The 18,177-nt window shown below is 43.4% G+C and carries 20 protein-coding genes; 13 read left to right on the top strand and 7 right to left on the bottom strand.

Annotation, left to right across the window (positions count from 1 at the left end; genetic code table 11):
* Window positions 1-2: 2 nt before the first annotated feature.
* Window positions 3-1,166 (bottom strand): efflux RND transporter periplasmic adaptor subunit, encoded by a 1,164-nt coding sequence (locus tag ACRD7P_RS01935; protein WP_430905790.1) that lies wholly within the window; start codon window positions 1,164-1,166, stop codon window positions 3-5.
* Between the two features lie 50 nt (window positions 1,167-1,216).
* Window positions 1,217-1,492 (bottom strand): hypothetical protein, encoded by a 276-nt coding sequence (locus ACRD7P_RS01930; protein WP_430905789.1) that lies wholly within the window; start codon window positions 1,490-1,492, stop codon window positions 1,217-1,219.
* A 212-nt stretch (window positions 1,493-1,704) separates the two neighbouring features.
* Between ACRD7P_RS01930 and ACRD7P_RS01925 the strand changes: the two genes are divergently transcribed.
* Complete coding sequence (locus ACRD7P_RS01925) at window positions 1,705-4,377, top strand: sigma 54-interacting transcriptional regulator (RefSeq protein WP_430905787.1); 2,673 nt, start codon at window positions 1,705-1,707, stop codon at window positions 4,375-4,377.
* A 147-nt stretch (window positions 4,378-4,524) separates the two neighbouring features.
* Here the strand turns inward: ACRD7P_RS01925 and ACRD7P_RS01920 are convergent, their stop codons facing one another.
* The 5 genes from ACRD7P_RS01920 to ACRD7P_RS01900 all read right to left on the bottom strand — a co-directional run bounded on the left by ACRD7P_RS01920 (window position 4,525) and on the right by ACRD7P_RS01900 (window position 7,587).
* Complete coding sequence (locus ACRD7P_RS01920) at window positions 4,525-5,361, bottom strand: oxidoreductase (protein ID WP_430905786.1); 837 nt, start codon at window positions 5,359-5,361, stop codon at window positions 4,525-4,527.
* Complete coding sequence (locus tag ACRD7P_RS01915) at window positions 5,351-5,857, bottom strand: SRPBCC family protein (protein WP_430905785.1); 507 nt, start codon at window positions 5,855-5,857, stop codon at window positions 5,351-5,353. Before ACRD7P_RS01915 ends, ACRD7P_RS01920 begins: the two co-directional genes overlap by 11 nt.
* Entirely contained in the window at window positions 5,844-6,230 is a 387-nt protein-coding gene (locus ACRD7P_RS01910) for a hypothetical protein (RefSeq protein WP_430905784.1), read from the bottom strand. Before ACRD7P_RS01910 ends, ACRD7P_RS01915 begins: the two co-directional genes overlap by 14 nt.
* Entirely contained in the window at window positions 6,211-6,900 is a 690-nt protein-coding gene (locus ACRD7P_RS01905) for a peroxiredoxin-like family protein (protein ID WP_430905783.1), read from the bottom strand. Before ACRD7P_RS01905 ends, ACRD7P_RS01910 begins: the two co-directional genes overlap by 20 nt.
* Window positions 6,901-6,999: 99 nt before the next feature.
* Window positions 7,000-7,587, bottom strand: a complete 588-nt coding sequence (locus tag ACRD7P_RS01900; protein ID WP_430905782.1) for a Crp/Fnr family transcriptional regulator — start codon at window positions 7,585-7,587, stop codon at window positions 7,000-7,002.
* Window positions 7,588-8,019: 432 nt separating this feature from the next.
* On the opposite strand from ACRD7P_RS01900, the gene ACRD7P_RS01895 reads away from it, so the two are divergent.
* The 12 genes from ACRD7P_RS01895 to ACRD7P_RS01840 all read left to right on the top strand — a co-directional run bounded on the left by ACRD7P_RS01895 (window position 8,020) and on the right by ACRD7P_RS01840 (window position 17,687).
* Complete coding sequence (locus ACRD7P_RS01895) at window positions 8,020-8,595, top strand: Crp/Fnr family transcriptional regulator (RefSeq protein WP_430905781.1); 576 nt, start codon at window positions 8,020-8,022, stop codon at window positions 8,593-8,595.
* A 447-nt stretch (window positions 8,596-9,042) separates the two neighbouring features.
* Window positions 9,043-9,708, top strand: a complete 666-nt coding sequence (locus ACRD7P_RS01890) for a peroxiredoxin-like family protein (RefSeq protein WP_430905780.1) — start codon at window positions 9,043-9,045, stop codon at window positions 9,706-9,708.
* A gap of 68 nt (window positions 9,709-9,776) precedes the next feature.
* The gene (locus ACRD7P_RS01885; protein WP_430905779.1) at window positions 9,777-10,562 is read left to right on the top strand and encodes a DUF6503 family protein; all 786 of its coding nucleotides are present in this window, start codon (window positions 9,777-9,779) and stop codon (window positions 10,560-10,562) included.
* Between the two features lie 97 nt (window positions 10,563-10,659).
* Window positions 10,660-10,836 (top strand): hypothetical protein, encoded by a 177-nt coding sequence (locus ACRD7P_RS01880; protein ID WP_430905778.1) that lies wholly within the window; start codon window positions 10,660-10,662, stop codon window positions 10,834-10,836.
* Complete coding sequence (locus ACRD7P_RS01875; RefSeq protein WP_430905777.1) at window positions 10,827-11,738, top strand: zinc-dependent alcohol dehydrogenase; 912 nt, start codon at window positions 10,827-10,829, stop codon at window positions 11,736-11,738. Before ACRD7P_RS01880 ends, ACRD7P_RS01875 begins: the two co-directional genes overlap by 10 nt.
* A gap of 294 nt (window positions 11,739-12,032) precedes the next feature.
* Window positions 12,033-12,515 (top strand): YybH family protein, encoded by a 483-nt coding sequence (locus ACRD7P_RS01870; protein ID WP_430905776.1) that lies wholly within the window; start codon window positions 12,033-12,035, stop codon window positions 12,513-12,515.
* Between the two features lie 152 nt (window positions 12,516-12,667).
* Window positions 12,668-13,726, top strand: a complete 1,059-nt coding sequence (locus ACRD7P_RS01865) for a DUF2911 domain-containing protein (protein WP_430905775.1) — start codon at window positions 12,668-12,670, stop codon at window positions 13,724-13,726.
* A 146-nt stretch (window positions 13,727-13,872) separates the two neighbouring features.
* Window positions 13,873-14,301, top strand: coding sequence for a nuclear transport factor 2 family protein (locus ACRD7P_RS01860; protein ID WP_430905774.1), 429 nt, complete (start codon window positions 13,873-13,875; stop codon window positions 14,299-14,301).
* Window positions 14,302-14,419: 118 nt separating this feature from the next.
* Window positions 14,420-15,049: an NAD(P)H-dependent oxidoreductase gene (locus tag ACRD7P_RS01855; protein WP_430905773.1), complete on the top strand. Its 630-nt coding sequence runs from the start codon at window positions 14,420-14,422 to the stop codon at window positions 15,047-15,049.
* A 593-nt stretch (window positions 15,050-15,642) separates the two neighbouring features.
* Window positions 15,643-16,317, top strand: a complete 675-nt coding sequence (locus ACRD7P_RS01850) for a ZIP family metal transporter (RefSeq protein ID WP_430905772.1) — start codon at window positions 15,643-15,645, stop codon at window positions 16,315-16,317.
* Between the two features lie 586 nt (window positions 16,318-16,903).
* Window positions 16,904-17,242: an ArsR/SmtB family transcription factor gene (locus ACRD7P_RS01845; RefSeq protein ID WP_430905771.1), complete on the top strand. Its 339-nt coding sequence runs from the start codon at window positions 16,904-16,906 to the stop codon at window positions 17,240-17,242.
* A complete protein-coding gene (locus ACRD7P_RS01840) occupies window positions 17,226-17,687 on the top strand; it encodes an SRPBCC family protein (protein WP_430905770.1) in 462 nt (153 codons plus the stop codon). Before ACRD7P_RS01845 ends, ACRD7P_RS01840 begins: the two co-directional genes overlap by 17 nt.
* The last annotated feature ends 490 nt before the right edge of the window (window positions 17,688-18,177 follow it).

Below are 18,177 nucleotides of genomic sequence, written 5' to 3'. Positions count from 1 at the left end.
TGCTAGTTTTCGGTTTCGGTAAAATGTAATGCTTCCGTAACCGGGGAAACTTTCATCTCAGCCTGTAGTTTCTGAAGATTGTCCAATACCAGAATTTCGTCCCCTTTTAATCCTTCGGTGATTACCCGATACTTCTTTTTATAAAGCGTGCCCAGGCTGACGGGAGTGGTTCTTATAACGGAATCGGTGCCCATGGTATATAGAAATTTGACCGTCTGGTTGGTGGCAATGAGCTTGTCCGGTACCAGTATGGCATTAAATTCGCCGCTTCCCAATAATCGCGCCCTGCCGAACATCCCTGGCTCCAGCACATGGTCGGGGTTATCAAAAACGGCCCGTGCTTGGATCGTTCCGGTATTGCTGCTGATTTCGTTGTTTACAAAGTTCATGTTGCCCTTATGGACAAAGTCCTCTTCGTTGAGTAGCCGTACTTCCACAGGATTGGGTGTTTGCCTCGATCCCCCGCGTTTTCCTTCCCTATTGAGTTTGGCATACTTAAGAAAGTCGGCCTCACTGCCTTCAAAATAGAAGTAAATCGGGTCGATGGATACAATGGTCGTAAGCAGGGAACCGTTGGAGGACCCACCGTCGATAAGATTTCCCGCGTTCACCATATCACGGCTTATTCTTCCGGAAAGCGGCGCTTTTACCGTGGTAAACCCCAGATTCAGGCTCGCCCGGTCAATAGCCGCGCGTGCCACCTCCGAACGGGCCTGACCCCCGATCATCGCCTGCTTCCTGCGGTCGAACTCTTCTATGGATACCGCTCCGGATTCCCGGAGACTTTTTACCCTTTTAAAATTTTCTTCGGCCTGTTTGTATTCGGCCAGAGACTGGTCGTATGCAGCTTTTGCCTCTTTGAGGGCAATGGTAAAGGGCCGTTTGTCAATAGTATACAGAATATCCCCTTCCTTGACCATTTGACCATCCTTAAAATGCACTTTTTGGACGTAGCCGCTTACCCTTGCCCTGACCTCTACCCGTTGTGTAGCTTCGAAGCGACCGGTGTATTCGTCCCATTGTATTATTTTCTTTTGAAGCACAGGGGAGACCTTTACAGGTAACAAGGAGGTTGCCGGTGCTTGTTTTTTGCTACAGCTAATAACAAGGCATAGTACTAAAAAGCATGATAGAACTTTAACTTTTCTGTGCGTCTTCAATTTCATATAATGGATTTTAATGATTTTCATAACTAAGCGTGGTATACTTTAGGTGTTTAAAGGGTTCCGAAAAAAGGACGTGACGGGGCTGATGTTGTATTAGGTGTTTTTTGTTCCCTAGAGCGGCTATAAGCCCCGGCACGGTGATTTCTTTTATCCACATGTGCCATCCTGGCCCAAGGAATTGTCTTGTTCGGTTCCCGGTCGTTCCATGTAGCTGCACTCCGGGTGAAGCTATGGTGTGCTAGGTCTTTGGAAGCTTCGTCGATTTTTCCATCATACTTCAAGTGCAAAAATTGTTGTATTACGTCCGTGTTGTCGCCAGTGTTCATCAATCTCCTTTTACGCTGTCTTTCCTATAACCGTGCCAATACAATGGAAGCATGGAAATTACTTTTTAAGTCAATGACAGTCAGTTTTTTAAATGGGCAATTGAATCATTGATGGTAAGCGCGGTCCATTTTAATTAGTTATAAAAAATCCAATTTTTTGGATTTTTTATAATGTTGTTTTATTATTTTGCAGCTTACTTAAGCGTATGGTTATGGATAAGGGACGTAAAACAATAGGGACAGCGCACGCAAGTGAGCTGCTCGCGATAAGTACCGCATTGCTCGACAATACCACGGCCGTAGGCTTGTTGAAAACGATATATGATATCATCAAACCTATTTTTCCTTTTGATAATGCAGGTCTCTTTGTTTTGGAGCCCGAACAGGATGTGTTTTATGATATTCTGGAAGAAGGTGTTCTGTCAGGAAATGAAGTCCAGAAACGTTTGGCCGAAAACAACCTTTTAGGTCCCTTCGTTTATTCAGGAAACCATCCGGACAGTTTGATATATGCAAAAAATACAAGAATATACAGTGTCGCTATCCAATCTAAGATCTATAGGAATCCCCAGTGGAAACTGATGAAAGCACACGGTTTAAAAGAAATGATCGTTGGCCCCCTTATCGCCAACAACGAAAAAATCGGTTTTTTCTGTTTTAATAGTAAGAAGGAAGGATCTTATACCGAAAATGACTTTGCATTGTTCGAGGCCATAGGTAACCAACTTGCACTTGCCGTTGCCAATATGAAGTCCGACAAAGAACTTCGGGAACAGGGCAAACGTATTGAAGAACTATTGAAAATTAGTACCGCGGCCTCAAACATCCAAAATCGAAGCTCATTGTTAAAAGTGATTTTTGATATCATTAAACCTACGTTTCCTTTTGACGGCGCAGGACTTTTTGTAATCGACCAAGAAAATGACCAGCATTACGAAATTCTTGATGCCATCGATATTTTGGGAAAGCACGATAATTTGCAGAAAACCCTTATCAACGACGGACTTTTGGGCAAATTTAAACATCAGGGCAGCGCGGTTCATTTTTTATCCCAAGGTAGCGAACCGCACCTTTTTAATATTAAAAAGGATGGAGTCAAATATCCCCACCCCCAATTTGGACTCATGTACGATTCAGGGCTACGCCAGTTGATCGGGATCAGTTTACGCAACGGCAACCAAACTTTCGGGATGCTCTGTTTTAATTCTAAAAAAGAAGGTTTTTATACCGAGAAGGACTTTGACTTTTTTAAGGCTATTTCGGAGCAGGTATCGCTGGCACTAAAAAACGTTTTGGATAATGAAGAATTGCTCATTCGTCAAAAACGTATTGGTGATCTCTTGAAAATCAGTACCGCGGCCTCAAGTATTCAAGACCGTAAAGAATTGTTGAAGGTCATTTTTGAAACGATAAAACCGATTTTTCCTTTTGATACGGCCGGACTTTTTTTGATAGATAATGAAAACGATTTACATCATGAGATTTTGGATGATATCGATATTCTCGGGGAGCACGATGCTACACAGATGGCTATCATCAATTCGGAATTATTAGGCAAATTTAAACATCAGGGCAGTGCCATAGCTTTTTTATCGGAGGATGACGATCCGCGCCTTTTTAATCTAAAAAAGGATGGTGCCAACTATCCGCACCCCCAATTGAATCTGATGTATGACACTGGACTACGTCAGACCATAGGCGTCGGTCTGCGCAGCGGCAATAAAACGTTTGGGATGCTCTGTTTCAACGCTACCCAAGATGATTTTTATTCCGAAAACGATTTTGACTTTTTTAAGGCCATTTCCCAACAAGTGGCGCTTGCGGTAAAGAATGTCCTGGCCAATGAGCAAATTGTAAGGTTGAACCAGGAACTGAAACAAGAACGGGATTATCTTATCGAAGAAGTAAAGATCGAGCATAATTTTGAAGAAATTATTGGGAATAGCCCGCTTCTAAAAGAAGTGTTTAAAAGCGTAGAAATGGTAGCCAACACCGATGCGACCGTACTGATAGAGGGGGAAACAGGTACGGGGAAAGAGCTTATTGCCAGGGCATTGCACAACCGGTCGGACCGTAAAAAGAAACCAATAGTAAAGGTCAACTGCGCCACCCTGCCCAAAGAATTGATAGCTTCGGAATTGTTCGGGCATGAAAAGGGCAGTTTTACGGGGGCATTTGAGCGCCGTATCGGGAAGTTTGAATTGGCCAACAACAGTTCTCTTTTTTTAGATGAAATAGGAGAAATGCCCTTGGAGCTTCAGGCCAAATTGTTACGTGCCATTCAAGAAAAGGAAATAGAACGTTTGGGGGGCAAGGAGGTGATAAAGGTGAACGTGCGCATCATTGCCGCTACCAATAGAAATTTAAAATCGGAGTCCGATAGCGGAAACTTTAGAGAAGACCTCTTTTACCGTCTCAACGTTTTTCCCATACTGATGCCGGCCCTTAGGCAGCGTAAGGAAGATATTCCATTGTTGGCTACTTTTTTTGCCCAGAAATACTGTAAAAAACTAAATACGGGTTTTAAAGGCATTAAGGAACAGGCCATGCAGGAGTTGTTGGCGTACTCCTGGCCCGGAAATATCCGTGAGTTGGAAAACTTAATAGAGCAGGCCTGTATCTTAAATCAGGACAAAGCATTGTCATGGTCCAGAAAATTAGTGGGGCCCAAACGGAAGGGTAAAGCCCTCGAAGCCAAAAACGAAGAAGCGGTAATCGATATCAAGACAATAAAACAAATACAGCGAGACCAAGAGATCGAAACCCTTTTAAAAGCATTGAAAAAAACGAATTGGCGTATTCGAGGCAATAAGGGGGCCGCCAAACTATTGGACATGAAACCCACCACTTTGGAGTATCGGATGAAAAAACTGGGGTTGAAATAACACCAGAAATGGTATAATGAGCCGGAGAAGCGTATTAAAAAATGCGTGGGCCGGCGGTTTTCACTTACAACCATGGCCCACGCATCTACAAAACCCGTTTAAAGGGGGTCATACCATTTCAAAGTTAAAATGGTATTGCTGGTAAAGTCAATCGGGGTAAACTGCATTTTCGGCAATGTGCTTATTGGCCTCTAGGTCCGCACGAACACTATCCAATTTCATTCCTATCGTCATTAAAGCTACTTTACCCAATGGCAGGCGAAACGAAGGGTTTTCGGACCTCACCAAATCGATAATGGCTTCCGCCGCCTTTACCGGATCTCCCTCTTGTTTGCCATCAACGCTTTTCAGCATGCCCCTAAAGGCCCCTGCCGTTGCTGCATAGGCCGCTATTTCCATTTTGGCAAGGCCCAATCCATCACCTGCAAATTTTGTCCGAAACGGCCCCGGTTCCACTAGGGAAACCTTAATTCCCAAAGGACCTACTTCTTGAGCAAGGGCTTCACTAAAGCCTTCCAACGCAAATTTACTGGCGTTGTAAATTCCGAAGCCGGCAAAGGCCTTGATCCCTCCGTGGGACGATATCTGTACGATATGCCCATCTTGCGCTTTGCGCATATGCGGTAATACGGTCTGGGTGAGTTTTAAGGTTCCAAAAACGTTGGCCTCGAACACCTGCCGCACTTCTTCCATGGTACTCTCTTCAATGGCGCCTACAAAACCCATTCCCGCATTGTTGACCAATACATCGATACGGCCATATTGCGAAACGATTTGCTGAACGGCCCGTTCTACCTGCTCTTCATTGGTGATATCCAATAACAAGGCGTGTCCCGTTACGCCGTGTTTTGCATTGAACGCATCCACCTGTTTTTGTTTTCGAAAGGTTCCGATAATAAAATCGCCCTTATCCATTACCGTCTCCGCCAAAGCCTTTCCGAGGCCGCTCGAAATACCGGTGATCAACCAAATGTTACTTTTCATAAGATTTATTTTTAATGTTCGTCAATAGTGTTTTTTGAAAACCGTCGATGGTCGTTCGCATCCTTTCCCTATTTTTTGAATCGGTCTTTAAAATTGCCGTGAAACGGAGTGTAAATGTATTGCGGTCGCCCCTTAAAATGGCAATAGTAGCTTTGTAATGCGTCATCGGCATGGGGGTTCGTACCATTTTATAGCTTATGATGCGTTTGGTATTGTTCAGTTTTGTAATTTCTTCGATTACTTGGTTCCCGTCCGCTTTCAAGGTCAAGGTTACAATGGCCCCTTTGCCATTTCCTACGGCAGCGGTTTTATCGATAATTTCCGGTACCAGTCTGTCAAGGTTTTCCAAATTGGAAACTGCGGTCCAAACCTCGTCTTCGTCCTCGGTCAATACAATACTGTTCGTCACTTTTACCGTTACCGTTTTTTGTGCATTAGCGCTGTAAGGCACTAGAAAAAGCAGAAAGATGGAAGTACTCATTTTAAACAAATCCATGGATCAATGATTTTTTAATGTTATTGAATTGTAGGTAGGTGATGGCCCCATAAAGTATTGTGGGCACCAGCCATATTCCATTACCAATAAAATCATGGGCCATATGGAAAGCCACGATATTGAAAATTACGGGTAGCAACAACAACCATCCCATAAATTTGGTTTTGGGCAGTACCAATAGTATGCCTCCCACAATTTCGGCTATGGCTACCACCACATACAGGTAGGAAGTGAACATTGCGCCCATAAAATTTTGCGCAATGGCATCGACCGGTGGCGTAACCGGAATAAAGCCGAAAAATTTGTTTAGCCCGAAAGTGACCATAAGCAGGGCAAGTAGCCAAATTGCACTATTATGAATTGTTTTTTTCATGATATTTGTTTTTAAGTGTTGCTATAATTTCGGAAACCTCCACCCGGTTTCTGTAGTCGCCGCCTTCGGTTTTGGCAAAGGCAATGGTCCCGTCTTGTTCAATGACAAAAACCGCGGGGACGGGCAGTTCCCTGGAATCGTCGGAATAGTACGCGTCAAAATCGAGCCCTAGTCCCGTCATGGTAGTTATAGGGGCATCGCCATTTTTAAATACGGTGGTATAGTTTCTGGCAACAATATTCCCGTTATCGCTCAACACCTCAAAATCGAGGGCGTTCTTTTCTTTGATACTGAGGGACTCGTCCGGGGTCTGTGGCGATATGGCGACCAGTTTTGCACCATAGACGTGAAATTGGTCCAAGGCCTGTTGATAATGCGCCAATTGCAGGTTGCAATAAGGGCACCACGTTCCTCTATAGAATACCAATACCACCTTATGCCGTTGTAACAGCTTGGAGAGGACGATGGTTTCGTTCGATGCGTTGGATAACGAAAAATCCGATGCTTTGTCGCCGACCGTTACTTGTAATATAGCGCGATGTTTTTCCTGTAATGTTGTTGCATCGGCATCAAAAACGGTCAATGCATCATCTGGCAACAGTTTGCCCAGGTTTTTTCGTAATTCTTCCAGCTTTTTTTGATAGGAAGGGTTTTGTGATGTTATGTCCATTTTACTTTTCTTTGGTTATTGTCAATATCGACGCTACAAAGTTGCGACCCATCACGGGCCTATAAAATGAACTACATTAGGAAATTGTATTGAACTGGATTAAGATGTTGTAGCGAGCTTCTTTCTGATTTTTGACATAAACTCGGGGGTCATGCCCAAGTAGGAAGCGATTACTTTCTGCGGAACCCGACGAACGATATTGGGATAACGTTGCAGTAGCTCCAAATACTTTTCTTCCGCGGTCAAACTCAAATTGGAAAGGGCCCGTTTTCGAGAGAATGCAAAAGCCCTTTCGGTAGAGGTTCTAAAATATTCGCTAAGGGCGTGTACTTCCTTGCATAATCCTTCAATGTCTTGATAGGTCATCTGAAAAATGGTGGAATCTTCAAGGGCCTCTACATAAAGCGTTGCGGGTGTTTGGGTAATGTAGCTATAAAAATCGCTTACGAACCAATCTTCAATGGCGATCTGAACGGTGTGTTCCTTTCCATCACCATCAATATAGTAGGAACGAAAGGCTCCCTGTACCACATAGTTTCTATAATTACAAACGTAACCGGGCTGATCTATAAATTGCCGTTTTTTTATTTTGGTCGTCCGGATGATGGCGACCAGTTTTTCCTTTTCAGCTAGTGATAGGGAAACGTAACGTGCGATATTTTCGAGTATACTTTTATATGCTTCCACAGCTTTTGTTTAGTACCGCTATAGATATGCCATTTCTATCTTAAATTACGCATTAGAAATTGCCCTTTTCCGTTTATACTTCAAAACAAAAACAACCGTAGCTACTGCTGTGCTTGATTTTTTTTTCGTCCAAGTAAAAAATGATTGCTTTTTATTTGTGTGATTTTAAGGTAGCAATGGTATTAGCGGTATTTACCGTTTAAAGATATTGATTCCTCGGTTATGCTCACTTAATGTAGTTCAAGAAAGCCGATTATGGCACGAGCTTCTGGCCCGATCGTAAGGTTTGTGTATTTTTATCGCGATAGAAAAGCGTTGGCCCATACCGGGATGTTTGGAAAAAAAACAGCGATACGGTGATACGAACGTGTGTGCACCCCATAATTTGAGGGAATTGAACGTTGTCCGTAAGGTCATAAAAAATTGGAATCGATGAACAAATACCAGGGAATTTTGGACCATATTGCCAAATTTGTCGAATTATCGGATAGTGAAATAGCGGAGTTTACCGCGATACTGAAAACTACCAGGGTTAAAAAACGGCAGTTCATTATTCAGCCCGGCTTTGTATCCGAATATCGAAACTATATCGTAGAAGGTGCCGTGCGGGTCTTTTATTTGGATGATGTGGGCAAAGAACATACCGTAAGTATCGGGGTAGAAGATTGGTTTTTTACCGACTTTCCCAGTTACCTCAATAGAACCCCTGCGGAGTATTATGCCGAAGCCCTGGAAGATTCTATCATCATACAAATGAAGTATGGCGATGTTGAAGCACTTTGCGCCAGAATACATGCCTTGTGCCAATACTTCAGACTCTATGTCGAAAGGGCGCTATCCTATTCCAATCAACGCGTGATCACCAATATCAGTAAAACCTCGGAAGAGCGGTATTGGGAGTACGTCAATAAATACCCTCAAATAGCAAATAGGGTACCACAGTATGTTCTCGCCTCTTACTTGGGCATCTCTCCCGAATCCATAAGCAGAATTCGCAAGCGCTCTTAAACAAAAATTGATGTACGTCAATTTTATAGCTTGATGCAGATCAAGCTTTTTTCTTACCACAGGTCATATTATGCTTTTCCCATATGACGCAGCTTTGTCATGTCCAATAACAACGGAATTAAACCGGGACGATGAACGACTGGGAGCTAGGGTAAAAAGGAACCTTTTAACCCGGATTATGCATTAGAACTTCGTAATGAAGCTTTTAGCTGCGATAAAATATGACATTTTTAAATGTAGCGCAGCACCATATTTTGAAGTAGCTGGAAGCTGTAATAGACTTTCTAATGCATAAAGCGGGTTTAATGTGCACATTGGGCACAGGTTTCTCTTAGCAACAAGCGGACGACAATCAAATTGAAACCATTTAACGAAGTTTCCAAGATGTAAAATCTGGGTTTTTTCGGATGGAACATTGGTTCGCTAATCCATTAAATACAATAGAGGATGACTACTAAAGGAATTCCTTCTTATAGGGAAGGGGTAAAAAAATTAAAAGCAAAGCTTTCGCGTTCGCTTTCGGCATGTGCACTCGAAGTTTTTAACTCGGATGCCGAGGAACTTGGTAAGGAGCATACCTCCATTTTAAAGCTTGGGGTAGGGGATAAGGCACCAAATTTCACCTTGTTGAACGCACTGCACGAAAGTGTTAACCTGTACGCGGTGTTAAGGGCGAAAAGAGTGGTACTTACTTTTTATAGGGGTACTTGGTGCCCTTACTGCAATTTAATATTGAGCCAGTATCAGGCCGTGCTTCCCGAAATAGAAAAAGCGGGCGCCACTTTGGTGGCCATATCGCCACAGACCCCGGACGCGTCTTTGAACATAACGGAGAAAAACGCATTACAGTTCAACGTTCTGAGCGATAACGGGAATATGGTTTCCAAGGAGTTTACCACCATCCATAAAAATCCGGAAAGGTCATTGCATACCATGTGCGAACTGGGATATGATTACGAAAGCTATAATTGTGATGAAGCCAGTGAAATTCCGATTCCCGCAACCTTCATCATCGAAAAAAACGGCACAATTTCCTACGCTAAAACAGAAGGGGGCGACTATAGAAATCGCGTCGAAGCTTCCGATATCATTGCCGCGTTGAATAAGGGTTGAACCATTTGATCAAAATATCGATTCAATTTTAAACACAAACAAATTAAAATCACAGTAAACCATTTATCATGAAAAAAGTAATTTCTAAAACCCTATTATTCGTATTGGTCCTATGTATCACCTCAGTAGAGGCCCAAGAAGCAAAAGCCTTGATCGATGAGGTGGTAGCGGCCAATGGCGGCAAAGCGGCACTTCACAAGCTAAAGGACGTGTCCTTTGATTATACTTTTACGGCCAAGGACAACAGCGTATCCGACGTTTCCGAGGAGCGGTACATTTTTGATGGGGAAGTTTCCTATGCAGCATATACAAAACGGCAGGTGTACGCCCTGCCCCAACTGCCGGGTGAAACCTATACGCAGTTCTTCAACGGTAAAAGCTCGGTTTCCAAGATAGATGGAAAAGCGATAACGGAGCAACAACCTGCATTTATCGGCCACATCCTAAGAAAGACGAACTACTACTGGTTCGCCATGATGTTCAAATTATCCGATCCGGGCGCAAACCATAAAATGTTGCCTTCCAGAACCGTGGATGGTATAGCGTATAAGGTAGTGGAGATGACCTTTGGAACGGATATAGGGGAATCCAGTAAGGACCGGTACCTTTTATATGTCAATCCAAAAACGAATAGAATCGATCAGTTTCTCTACAACGCAACGGGATTTGGCGTCACCGAACCGAGCCTGATGAAATTGAAGTATGAAAAGGTAAATGGCATCTACTTGTCCACCTATCGCAAATATGCACCCGCTGATTGGGACGGGAATGTATTGGAAGGGTCGTGGACCGACCAATTTACCAAAAATATAAAGTTCAATAACGGCTACACCCTAGAAAACATTCAGGGGTAGTGGCGGTTCCTTCCATAGAAATGTCCGTTAGTCCGGGATTCTTGTAAGGAGACCACCGGAGAATTGTTAAAAATAAATTCAAATTAAATCACATAGTATGAAAGCAGTAGTTTATAAAGAAAGAGCAAAAATTGAGGTGGTGGATATACCAAAGCCACAGCTGGTAAAAGATGACGATGTTATCGTACGCATTACGCTTGCCGGTGTTTGCGGTGCGGATCTGGAATTCACCCAAAACGGACCCGAAATGGGATTGTTCGAGGTATGCGCATAGGTCATGAATTTGTTGGCGTGGTCGACCAAGTGGGTAAGGATATCCATACCTTAAAAGTTGGGGACCGTGTTGTAGCCTCCGCTATGTTCGTCGATGGGGATTGTTATTATTGTAAACGGGACCTTCCCTCGGCCTGTGATCATGGAGGATTGTTCGGAACACCACTTTTCGCCCAACATGGTGGTGATGATATTCAGGGTGGGCAGGCCGAATTTATTCGTGTGCCCTATGGGAACTCCTCACTCTTTAAACTCCCTGAAGGTTTGACCGGCGAGGAGTTCGATACCAAAGTACTTCCCTTGGGGGATAATTTTGCCACCGGATACCATGGCGCTTTAAACGCCAACATTAAAACCGGCGAAACCGTAGTGGTCATAGGTGATGGTGCAGTAGGGTTAAGTGCGGTAATGGCCGCTACATTGTTCGGCCCCTCGACCATTATTCTAGTAGGACGACACGACAGTCGGTTGGAACTGGCCAAAACCATAGGGGCTACCCATGTAGTGAACTCCAAGAACGAAGACGCCGTGGCATTTGTAAAATCCCTAACGGAAGGAAGGGGCGCCAATTCCGTAATCGATTCGGTAGGGAATAAGGCGGCCATTGCGCAGGGAATGGAAATGACCCAAGCGGGCGCATCGATAAGTGTGCTAGGGTTCGGCCACTTGTACGAACCGGTAGAACAGCCTTATTCATCGGCCCTGTTCAGAAACATAACGATACACACGGGTGTGGTAAACGTTGCCGCATATATGAACAAGTTGTTGCCCATTGTGGAAAGAGGGGTAATCGATCCTAGTAAGATCTTCACTGATATTTTACCCTTATCAGAGGCTGAAAAAGGATACGACTTGATGCGCGACCGTTCATCCGGAACGCTTAAAGTGGCTTTACGGCCCTAATCTCTTTTAGAATGGAGAGGAAGTTAAGCCATTTTAATTTTGAAATGGTATACCATCCTTTCACAACGAATGTGTCGAAAAAGGTTTGGAAAAATCTTTTTTGACACATTTTTAATCCAAGAGGACTTTCTTATGGAACTCCCTTATTTGTTCCTCCGACAAACAACAGGTTTAAAAGATAAAGTAAATAACCTCGGGGCAAGCCCACGAGGCATTAGAACGAAAATTAATATTGATTTCGACGCAAGCGTCGGAGCATTTTAAATCTCGATTATCGAGTAAACATATAACGACATGAAAACAGCAGTATTAACGGTGTTGGCGGGGCTAATGATGCTCTCCTGCACCAACAGGCAAACGGCCGAACTTTCACAAGAGGGCGAAGCACAATTATTGGAAACCAGTCGCGAATGGTCCAAATCATTTTCCACCGAAGCCTATTTTAGTTTTATCGGTGAAGATGGTATTATGATGGCCCCAGATCAACCGCTTTTACAGGGGCATGAGAAAATTAGAAAGGTATTGAGCGAATTTCAATCCATACCAGGTTTTAACGTCACTTGGGAGCCACAGCAGGCATTCGTGTCCGAGAGTGGCGACTTGGGGTATACCATAGATAAAATGTTGGTGAGCTTTGAGGATGAAAACGGAAGTACCGTAAAGCAGTTTGAAAAAGTGGTTTCCATTTGGAAGAAAAATGAGGAAGGGGTATGGAAGATGGCGGTAGACGTTTGGAATACAGATCCCACCCTTACCGCTATCGACAAACAGGGATAGCGGAAATAGCGGATCATCCGATGTGCTGTTTTGAAAAAAGCGTCCATATCATTTCATTTCTGCTTGCAAAAACCTCATAAAGCAATTCATAGACCATGAAAAAATATATTGTTTCTCCATTCATTTTAACCATTTTTCTAATTTCTTTTGGCATGTCAAACTTAAAAGCACAGCTTACCCTCCCTGCCGCCAGTCCCGAGGCAGAAGTGCGTCAACGCATAGGTATTACCGATATCACTATTCATTATGGCCGACCTTATGTTAAGGGTAGGGCCATCTGGGGTAATGTTGTGCCTTATGGGTTTAACTATTTGGGCTTTGGCACCGCTAAATCGGCACCATGGAGAGCGGGGGCGGACTACAATACCACCATCCAATTCACACACGAGGTCAGTATACAAGGGAACAAGGTTCCCGCGGGAAAATATGCTTTGTTTATGGCACCCGAAGAAAATGGGGAAGTGGTTATCATCCTATCTTCCAACACTACTTCTTGGGGCTCCTATTTTTATGATGAAAAGGAGGATGTATTGCGTTTCAAGGTTAGCGCCATAACCAACGGTACGGCTACGGAAATGTTGACGTACCGTTTTGATGCTGTATCCCCGACCAGCGCAACGGTCTCTTTGCATTGGGATACCAAGGGAATTCCTTTTACCATCGATGTAGCGGTGAATGAAATAGTGATGACAGGGATCCGTAACGATCTGAGAAATCCGAAGGGGTTCCAACAAACTACCTGGGACAGTGCGGCGAATTATGCCCTTGGTATAGGGCAATTGGACCAAGCGTTGGAATGGATCGATGCTTCTATTAACGGTAATTTTTTCAGTAAGGAAACCTTTGTCAATCTTTCCTTGAAATCCCGTATTTTGGAAAAACAGGGAAAGACGGAAGCGGCACAACGTATCTTGCAAAAGGCGATTCCATTGGGGAGTCCGGACGAACTGTATCGCCTAGGTATCGGGTTGATAGCGGATGGCCAATTGGATAAAGCGGTAGACGTCATGCAGGCCAATGTCAAAAACAACAAGGGCGCTTTTCCGGGGCATTATGGATTGGCCAGAGCGTTTTCGGCCAAAAAAGAGTTCAAAAATGCGTTGAAGGCTTTGGAAAAAACGGGCCCCGACACCCCGGAACACTTTAAACCCAGATTTGAAAGATACAGGGAGCAATTAAGAAATGGACAAGATTTTAACGTGAAATTGTAATGCATTCGATGCATAACTTAAAAAGGGATTCACTAAAAACGAAATAGCGCTTCTTTATAAGAGAAGGATCAGCTACAGGCTTTGCCACAAGGATGAAATTGTAGACTGGTCTTATTAACACTAAACAACGATTTAAATTAAAACACATGAAAAAAGTCATTTTAACTTTGATAGGGGTAATTACAATAGCCATGACGACGAACGTCCAGGCACAACAGACCGACTTGGAGCAAATAGAAACTACCGTAAACTACTATTTGACGGGCCTTGTAAACAACGATGCCGAAACCTTAAAAAAGGCATTTCACCCGACCGCGACCATGAAGTGGATCGGTAAAACCTATACGGAAGTAAGTGCCATTGAAGGGTTGACCGAGGGGATGGACGGAACACCGCTTAAAGAGAAAATAAAAACAAGGGTCGTTTCCTTAACGGTTGCTGGAGATGCTGCAAACGCCCAGTTGGAGATCCAGTTCCCTACGTTTACCTACATCGATTTTATGCACATTTTAAAAATAGAGGGGCAGTGGAAAATCGTCAGCAAGATTTTTTATACCAGACAGGACGCGGAATAAACCTGTACAAAATGACGGAGAAATGTTCCGGTAGCGAAATGGGCACAATCTGTTCAAGTGTATGACCGTTTCGAGAGTAAAAACGAACACAAGTAAATTGAATTCAAAAAAAATATACATGCAATTGATCGAAAATTTAAAATGGCGCTATGCCACCAAAAAGTACGATACCTCAAGGAAAATCAGTTCGGAAGATCTGGAAAAAATTAAAACGGCTGTCCAATTATCCGCATCGTCTTATGGGCTACAGTTGTATAAGGTCCTTATTGTTGAAGACACCGCGGTTCGGGAAAAGTTACGGCCTGTATCTTGGGGGCAATCCCAAATAACGGACGCCTCACATCTCCTTGTTTTTTGCAGTTATAACGACGTTACCGATAGCGATGTGGAAGCCTACATCGATCTAAAGGCACGAACACAGGGTGTGCCCGTTTCCGGTCTAAAGGACTACAGCGATTTTATGAAAACGAAAATGAGCGAGAAATCCGAGGCGGAAAAACGGTCATGGACGGCGAAACAAACCTACATCGCATTGGCCAATGCCATAAATGCCTGTGCCGAACTTAAACTGGACAGTACCCCTATGGAAGGTTTTGATCCAGCGGCCTATAGCGAAATTTTAGGTTTAAAGGAGAAAGGCCTTGACGCTAGCGTAGTATTGGCGATCGGCTATAGAAGTGAAGAAGATGCCACACAGCATGCCCAAAAGGTGCGCAAACCGTTCGAAGCCATTTTCGAAAAAGTATAGTATTCCCGTTAATGGATCGATAGCTATGGTCGGGTGCAATAATCCCGACCATCAGCTGAAAGGATGCGCTTTAACGCAGACTTTCCTCCGAATACTGGGAGCTACAAGTCTTCAACCATTTGGTATGGGCAATGGGCAGTCCGCAATTTTATGGATTACAAAATAGCTTATTGCCAGCGGTTTACTGCAACGGTGGAAAAGGATTCGAGTCTGCTCCTGTAGCCCCGTGCATTTTAAAGGCATAGCGGTTACGGTGGGCAGTTTTTTGGAACTTGCCCTTTTCCGAACCTGCCCAAGGTCTTTCACCTATTTCCTCCATTGTTAGCTTTCCATTTCTGAAGGTATACCAAAACGGGAATCCTTGCGTGAACGATGCGGTTCGATAAAAATTTCCGACAAATTTCAGGCTCAAAAAAAGTTGACGTACATCAAGTTTGTGTATTGATGCGGGTCAAGGGTATTTCTTGCCACACATCATATGAATACGGGCAAATAAGGACCAAATTTGTCCTGTTATTATTTGATATATCCGTTTTTGGTGATAAAAGATCGTCAGTGGCAAAAACCAAAGCTTAAATTTTAAACACATGCCTATGAATACGTATTTGCTTCCCATTGTGGCCATTGCTATCGGTGTAATTATAGCTATTGTCACTAAAGGCCGAAAATCAATAGGCACCAAGCTTTTGCTGTCTTTTAGTGGGGCGTTTTTGTTGGCACTGGCACTTTTTGATCTGTTGCCCGAGGTGTATCATCATTTAGATCCCAAACAGACCGGACTTTTTATCATGTGCGGTATTTTGTTGCAGATCGTCCTTGAATTTTTTTCCAAAGGGGTTGAGCACGGTCATGCCGATATCCCTCAAGAAGGCGAACAATTTCCATGGATACTGTTTATAAGCCTTTGTATCCATAGTTTTTTGGAAGGGTTCCCCATTCACCAGCATAATGATATGGTGTACGGAATACTGATCCATAAAATTCCGATTGCGGCGTTGATCACCACATTTTTATTTCAATCCCGCTATAGTAAGGTTCAAATTATTGGTTTCTTGGTAGTGTTTGGGGCAATGACGCCTTTGGGTACCTTTATATCCAACAACACGGTATTGGCCGCCGAACATCTCGATGTCGTGAATGCCATAGTGATCGGTATCTTTCTGCATATTGCCACCACCATTTTGTTTGAAACGGGGGAAGGACATAAGTTCAACCTATCAAAGCTGGTGATGGTATGTTTGGGCATTTCCATTGCACATTTAATTTAGGCTCGTTAAAGAACCGGAGCGCCACAATGGCTATGGCGATTGGTGAATACCATTTCAAGGTTAAATTTCGGAAAATCATTCTCCACAGAAACGATTGCGTTGCTCTTGCTCAATCTAAAGGAACAGTGGCCAAATTCCGTACATCTCAATGGGAATATGGCAAACTTTTAAACGGTATGGATATTTCATAGAGGGGCAGGGTTCTGCCACAACAATTTCTACAATGGTATTTAGCGGTCGCACTGGCTTAAACTACAGCTGTTCAAAAGCACAATAGCCGGTCGGGCATATCGTTGTTGGCCGATATTGATTTTATAACCGCTAAGGGTAGTTTCCGAATTCTTAAACCCGCTTTATGCATTAGAAAATCTATTACAGCTTCCAGCTACTTCAAACTATGGTGCTGCGCTACATTTTTAAATGTAACCGTAGCGGAGCTATGCTTACATTCATAAAATGTCATATTTTATCGCAGCTAAAAGCTTCATTACGAAGTTCTAATGCATAATCCGGGTTAAAATAATCCAATAAAATATTGCGCAACCGAACGATTTCAAATAAATTTGCAATCAAACGGTTGCATATAATGAGGAGAGATGTGTTTCAGGCGATAGCGGACCCCGTACGTAGGGAAATTATAACCGTGCTGGCCGAGGAGGAAATGACAATCAACACGATTTCGGAAAAATTTGATGTGAGCCGTCAGGCAATATCAAAGCATCTAAAAATCCTTGAAGAATGTGGAATAGTCTCCATAGTTCAAAAAGGTAGAAACCGGTACTGTCTTATCAGACCCAAAAGTCTTATCCCCGCGTTTATGTGGATCGAGCAATACAAAACGCTTTGGGAGGAAAAATTGGATTCCTTCGAGAACTATTTAAACGAATTACAATCTAAAAACAAGAACAATGAACAACCCAAATGATTTGGCCAACCGCACATTGACCCTGGAAAGAACTTTTAATGCACCCATTGCCCTGGTTTGGGAAGCTTGGACACAATCGGAGCATATAGCGCAATGGTGGGCGCCAAATGGAATGGCCTTGGATGTGGTGGAGCATGATTTTTCGGTAGGGGGCAAGTGGAAGTATACGATGGAAATGCCTGATGGAAATCAATTCATTTCCGAAGGGGTTTATTCAGAGATCGTTCCCCAAAAAAAGATAGTTACTTCGGCAGATTTTAGACCTATGACGGAGGGGGTAGCATTGCATATCCAATTTGAAGCGGACGGAGATAAAACAAAATTTACCTTTAGTGTCGTCCATGAAACGGAGGAATATTGCAAGCAGCAGGAGAAAATGGGCATCTACAACGGTTGGGGCTCTGCATTTGAAAGGCTTGCTACTTTGTTGGGTACCTTAAATTAAAAGCCAATGGGAAAGGGAAAATTCCCTTTCCCATCGGTTTTTTTAATGGAGCTATCTGCGCCATATCTAGCGTATGTTTCTCCTCCTATAGTGTTGCCGTTTCTTTGGCTTTCCTGTCGTTTGGGGCATCCGAAAAAAAAAGGGAAAGGAAGTTATTTTTTAATAGAGCTTACAAGCTGATCTTTCCAAGCTCAGGGGTGTTTTAGGAAAGTAACGACCAGATTGCTATAACACAATCATTGACCCGATTTCAGATGCCTGCGGAATTACGGAAAGCATCTATTGGATAGGTCGGACCGCTATTGCGCGACAGCGTCCATTTTTTGAAATGAGGGAAGCGTACACTACCTGTTTGTTTAAAACGGTTTTGAAATCAGTTTTTTTTGAGCACAATTCCCGGATAGCTTTTATAGTTCCATTTAAGGCATAAAAAAACCTCGATGCTATATCGAGGTTCGGTATTTTAAGTGACTTGGCTGGGGCTCCCTTC

Origin of the sequence: Maribacter sp. 2-571, assembly GCF_050589625.1 — a bacterium.
Lineage (GTDB): Bacteria > Bacteroidota > Bacteroidia > Flavobacteriales > Flavobacteriaceae > Pelagihabitans.
Note: the sequence above shows the minus strand (reverse complement) of the source record. Positions and strands in the feature narration are given on the sequence as shown.

Coding starts and splice junctions, on each gene's coding strand:
- ACRD7P_RS01850 (WP_430905772.1), top strand. CDS start 15,643: ATGAATACGTATTTGCTTCCCATTGTGGCCATTGCTATCGGTGTAATT.
- ACRD7P_RS01905 (WP_430905783.1), bottom strand. CDS start 6,900: ATGGACATAACATCACAAAACCCTTCCTATCAAAAAAAGCTGGAAGAA.
- ACRD7P_RS01885 (WP_430905779.1), top strand. CDS start 9,777: ATGAAAAAAGTAATTTCTAAAACCCTATTATTCGTATTGGTCCTATGT.
- ACRD7P_RS01895 (WP_430905781.1), top strand. CDS start 8,020: ATGAACAAATACCAGGGAATTTTGGACCATATTGCCAAATTTGTCGAA.
- ACRD7P_RS01910 (WP_430905784.1), bottom strand. CDS start 6,230: ATGAAAAAAACAATTCATAATAGTGCAATTTGGCTACTTGCCCTGCTT.
- ACRD7P_RS01925 (WP_430905787.1), top strand. CDS start 1,705: ATGGATAAGGGACGTAAAACAATAGGGACAGCGCACGCAAGTGAGCTG.
- ACRD7P_RS01930 (WP_430905789.1), bottom strand. CDS start 1,492: ATGAACACTGGCGACAACACGGACGTAATACAACAATTTTTGCACTTG.
- ACRD7P_RS01855 (WP_430905773.1), top strand. CDS start 14,420: ATGCAATTGATCGAAAATTTAAAATGGCGCTATGCCACCAAAAAGTAC.
- ACRD7P_RS01845 (WP_430905771.1), top strand. CDS start 16,904: ATGAGGAGAGATGTGTTTCAGGCGATAGCGGACCCCGTACGTAGGGAA.
- ACRD7P_RS01870 (WP_430905776.1), top strand. CDS start 12,033: ATGAAAACAGCAGTATTAACGGTGTTGGCGGGGCTAATGATGCTCTCC.
- ACRD7P_RS01920 (WP_430905786.1), bottom strand. CDS start 5,361: ATGAAAAGTAACATTTGGTTGATCACCGGTATTTCGAGCGGCCTCGGA.
- ACRD7P_RS01860 (WP_430905774.1), top strand. CDS start 13,873: ATGAAAAAAGTCATTTTAACTTTGATAGGGGTAATTACAATAGCCATG.
- ACRD7P_RS01840 (WP_430905770.1), top strand. CDS start 17,226: ATGAACAACCCAAATGATTTGGCCAACCGCACATTGACCCTGGAAAGA.
- ACRD7P_RS01915 (WP_430905785.1), bottom strand. CDS start 5,857: ATGGATTTGTTTAAAATGAGTACTTCCATCTTTCTGCTTTTTCTAGTG.
- ACRD7P_RS01935 (WP_430905790.1), bottom strand. CDS start 1,166: ATGAAATTGAAGACGCACAGAAAAGTTAAAGTTCTATCATGCTTTTTA.
- ACRD7P_RS01890 (WP_430905780.1), top strand. CDS start 9,043: ATGACTACTAAAGGAATTCCTTCTTATAGGGAAGGGGTAAAAAAATTA.
- ACRD7P_RS01865 (WP_430905775.1), top strand. CDS start 12,668: ATGTCAAACTTAAAAGCACAGCTTACCCTCCCTGCCGCCAGTCCCGAG.
- ACRD7P_RS01875 (WP_430905777.1), top strand. CDS start 10,827: ATGCGCATAGGTCATGAATTTGTTGGCGTGGTCGACCAAGTGGGTAAG.
- ACRD7P_RS01880 (WP_430905778.1), top strand. CDS start 10,660: ATGAAAGCAGTAGTTTATAAAGAAAGAGCAAAAATTGAGGTGGTGGAT.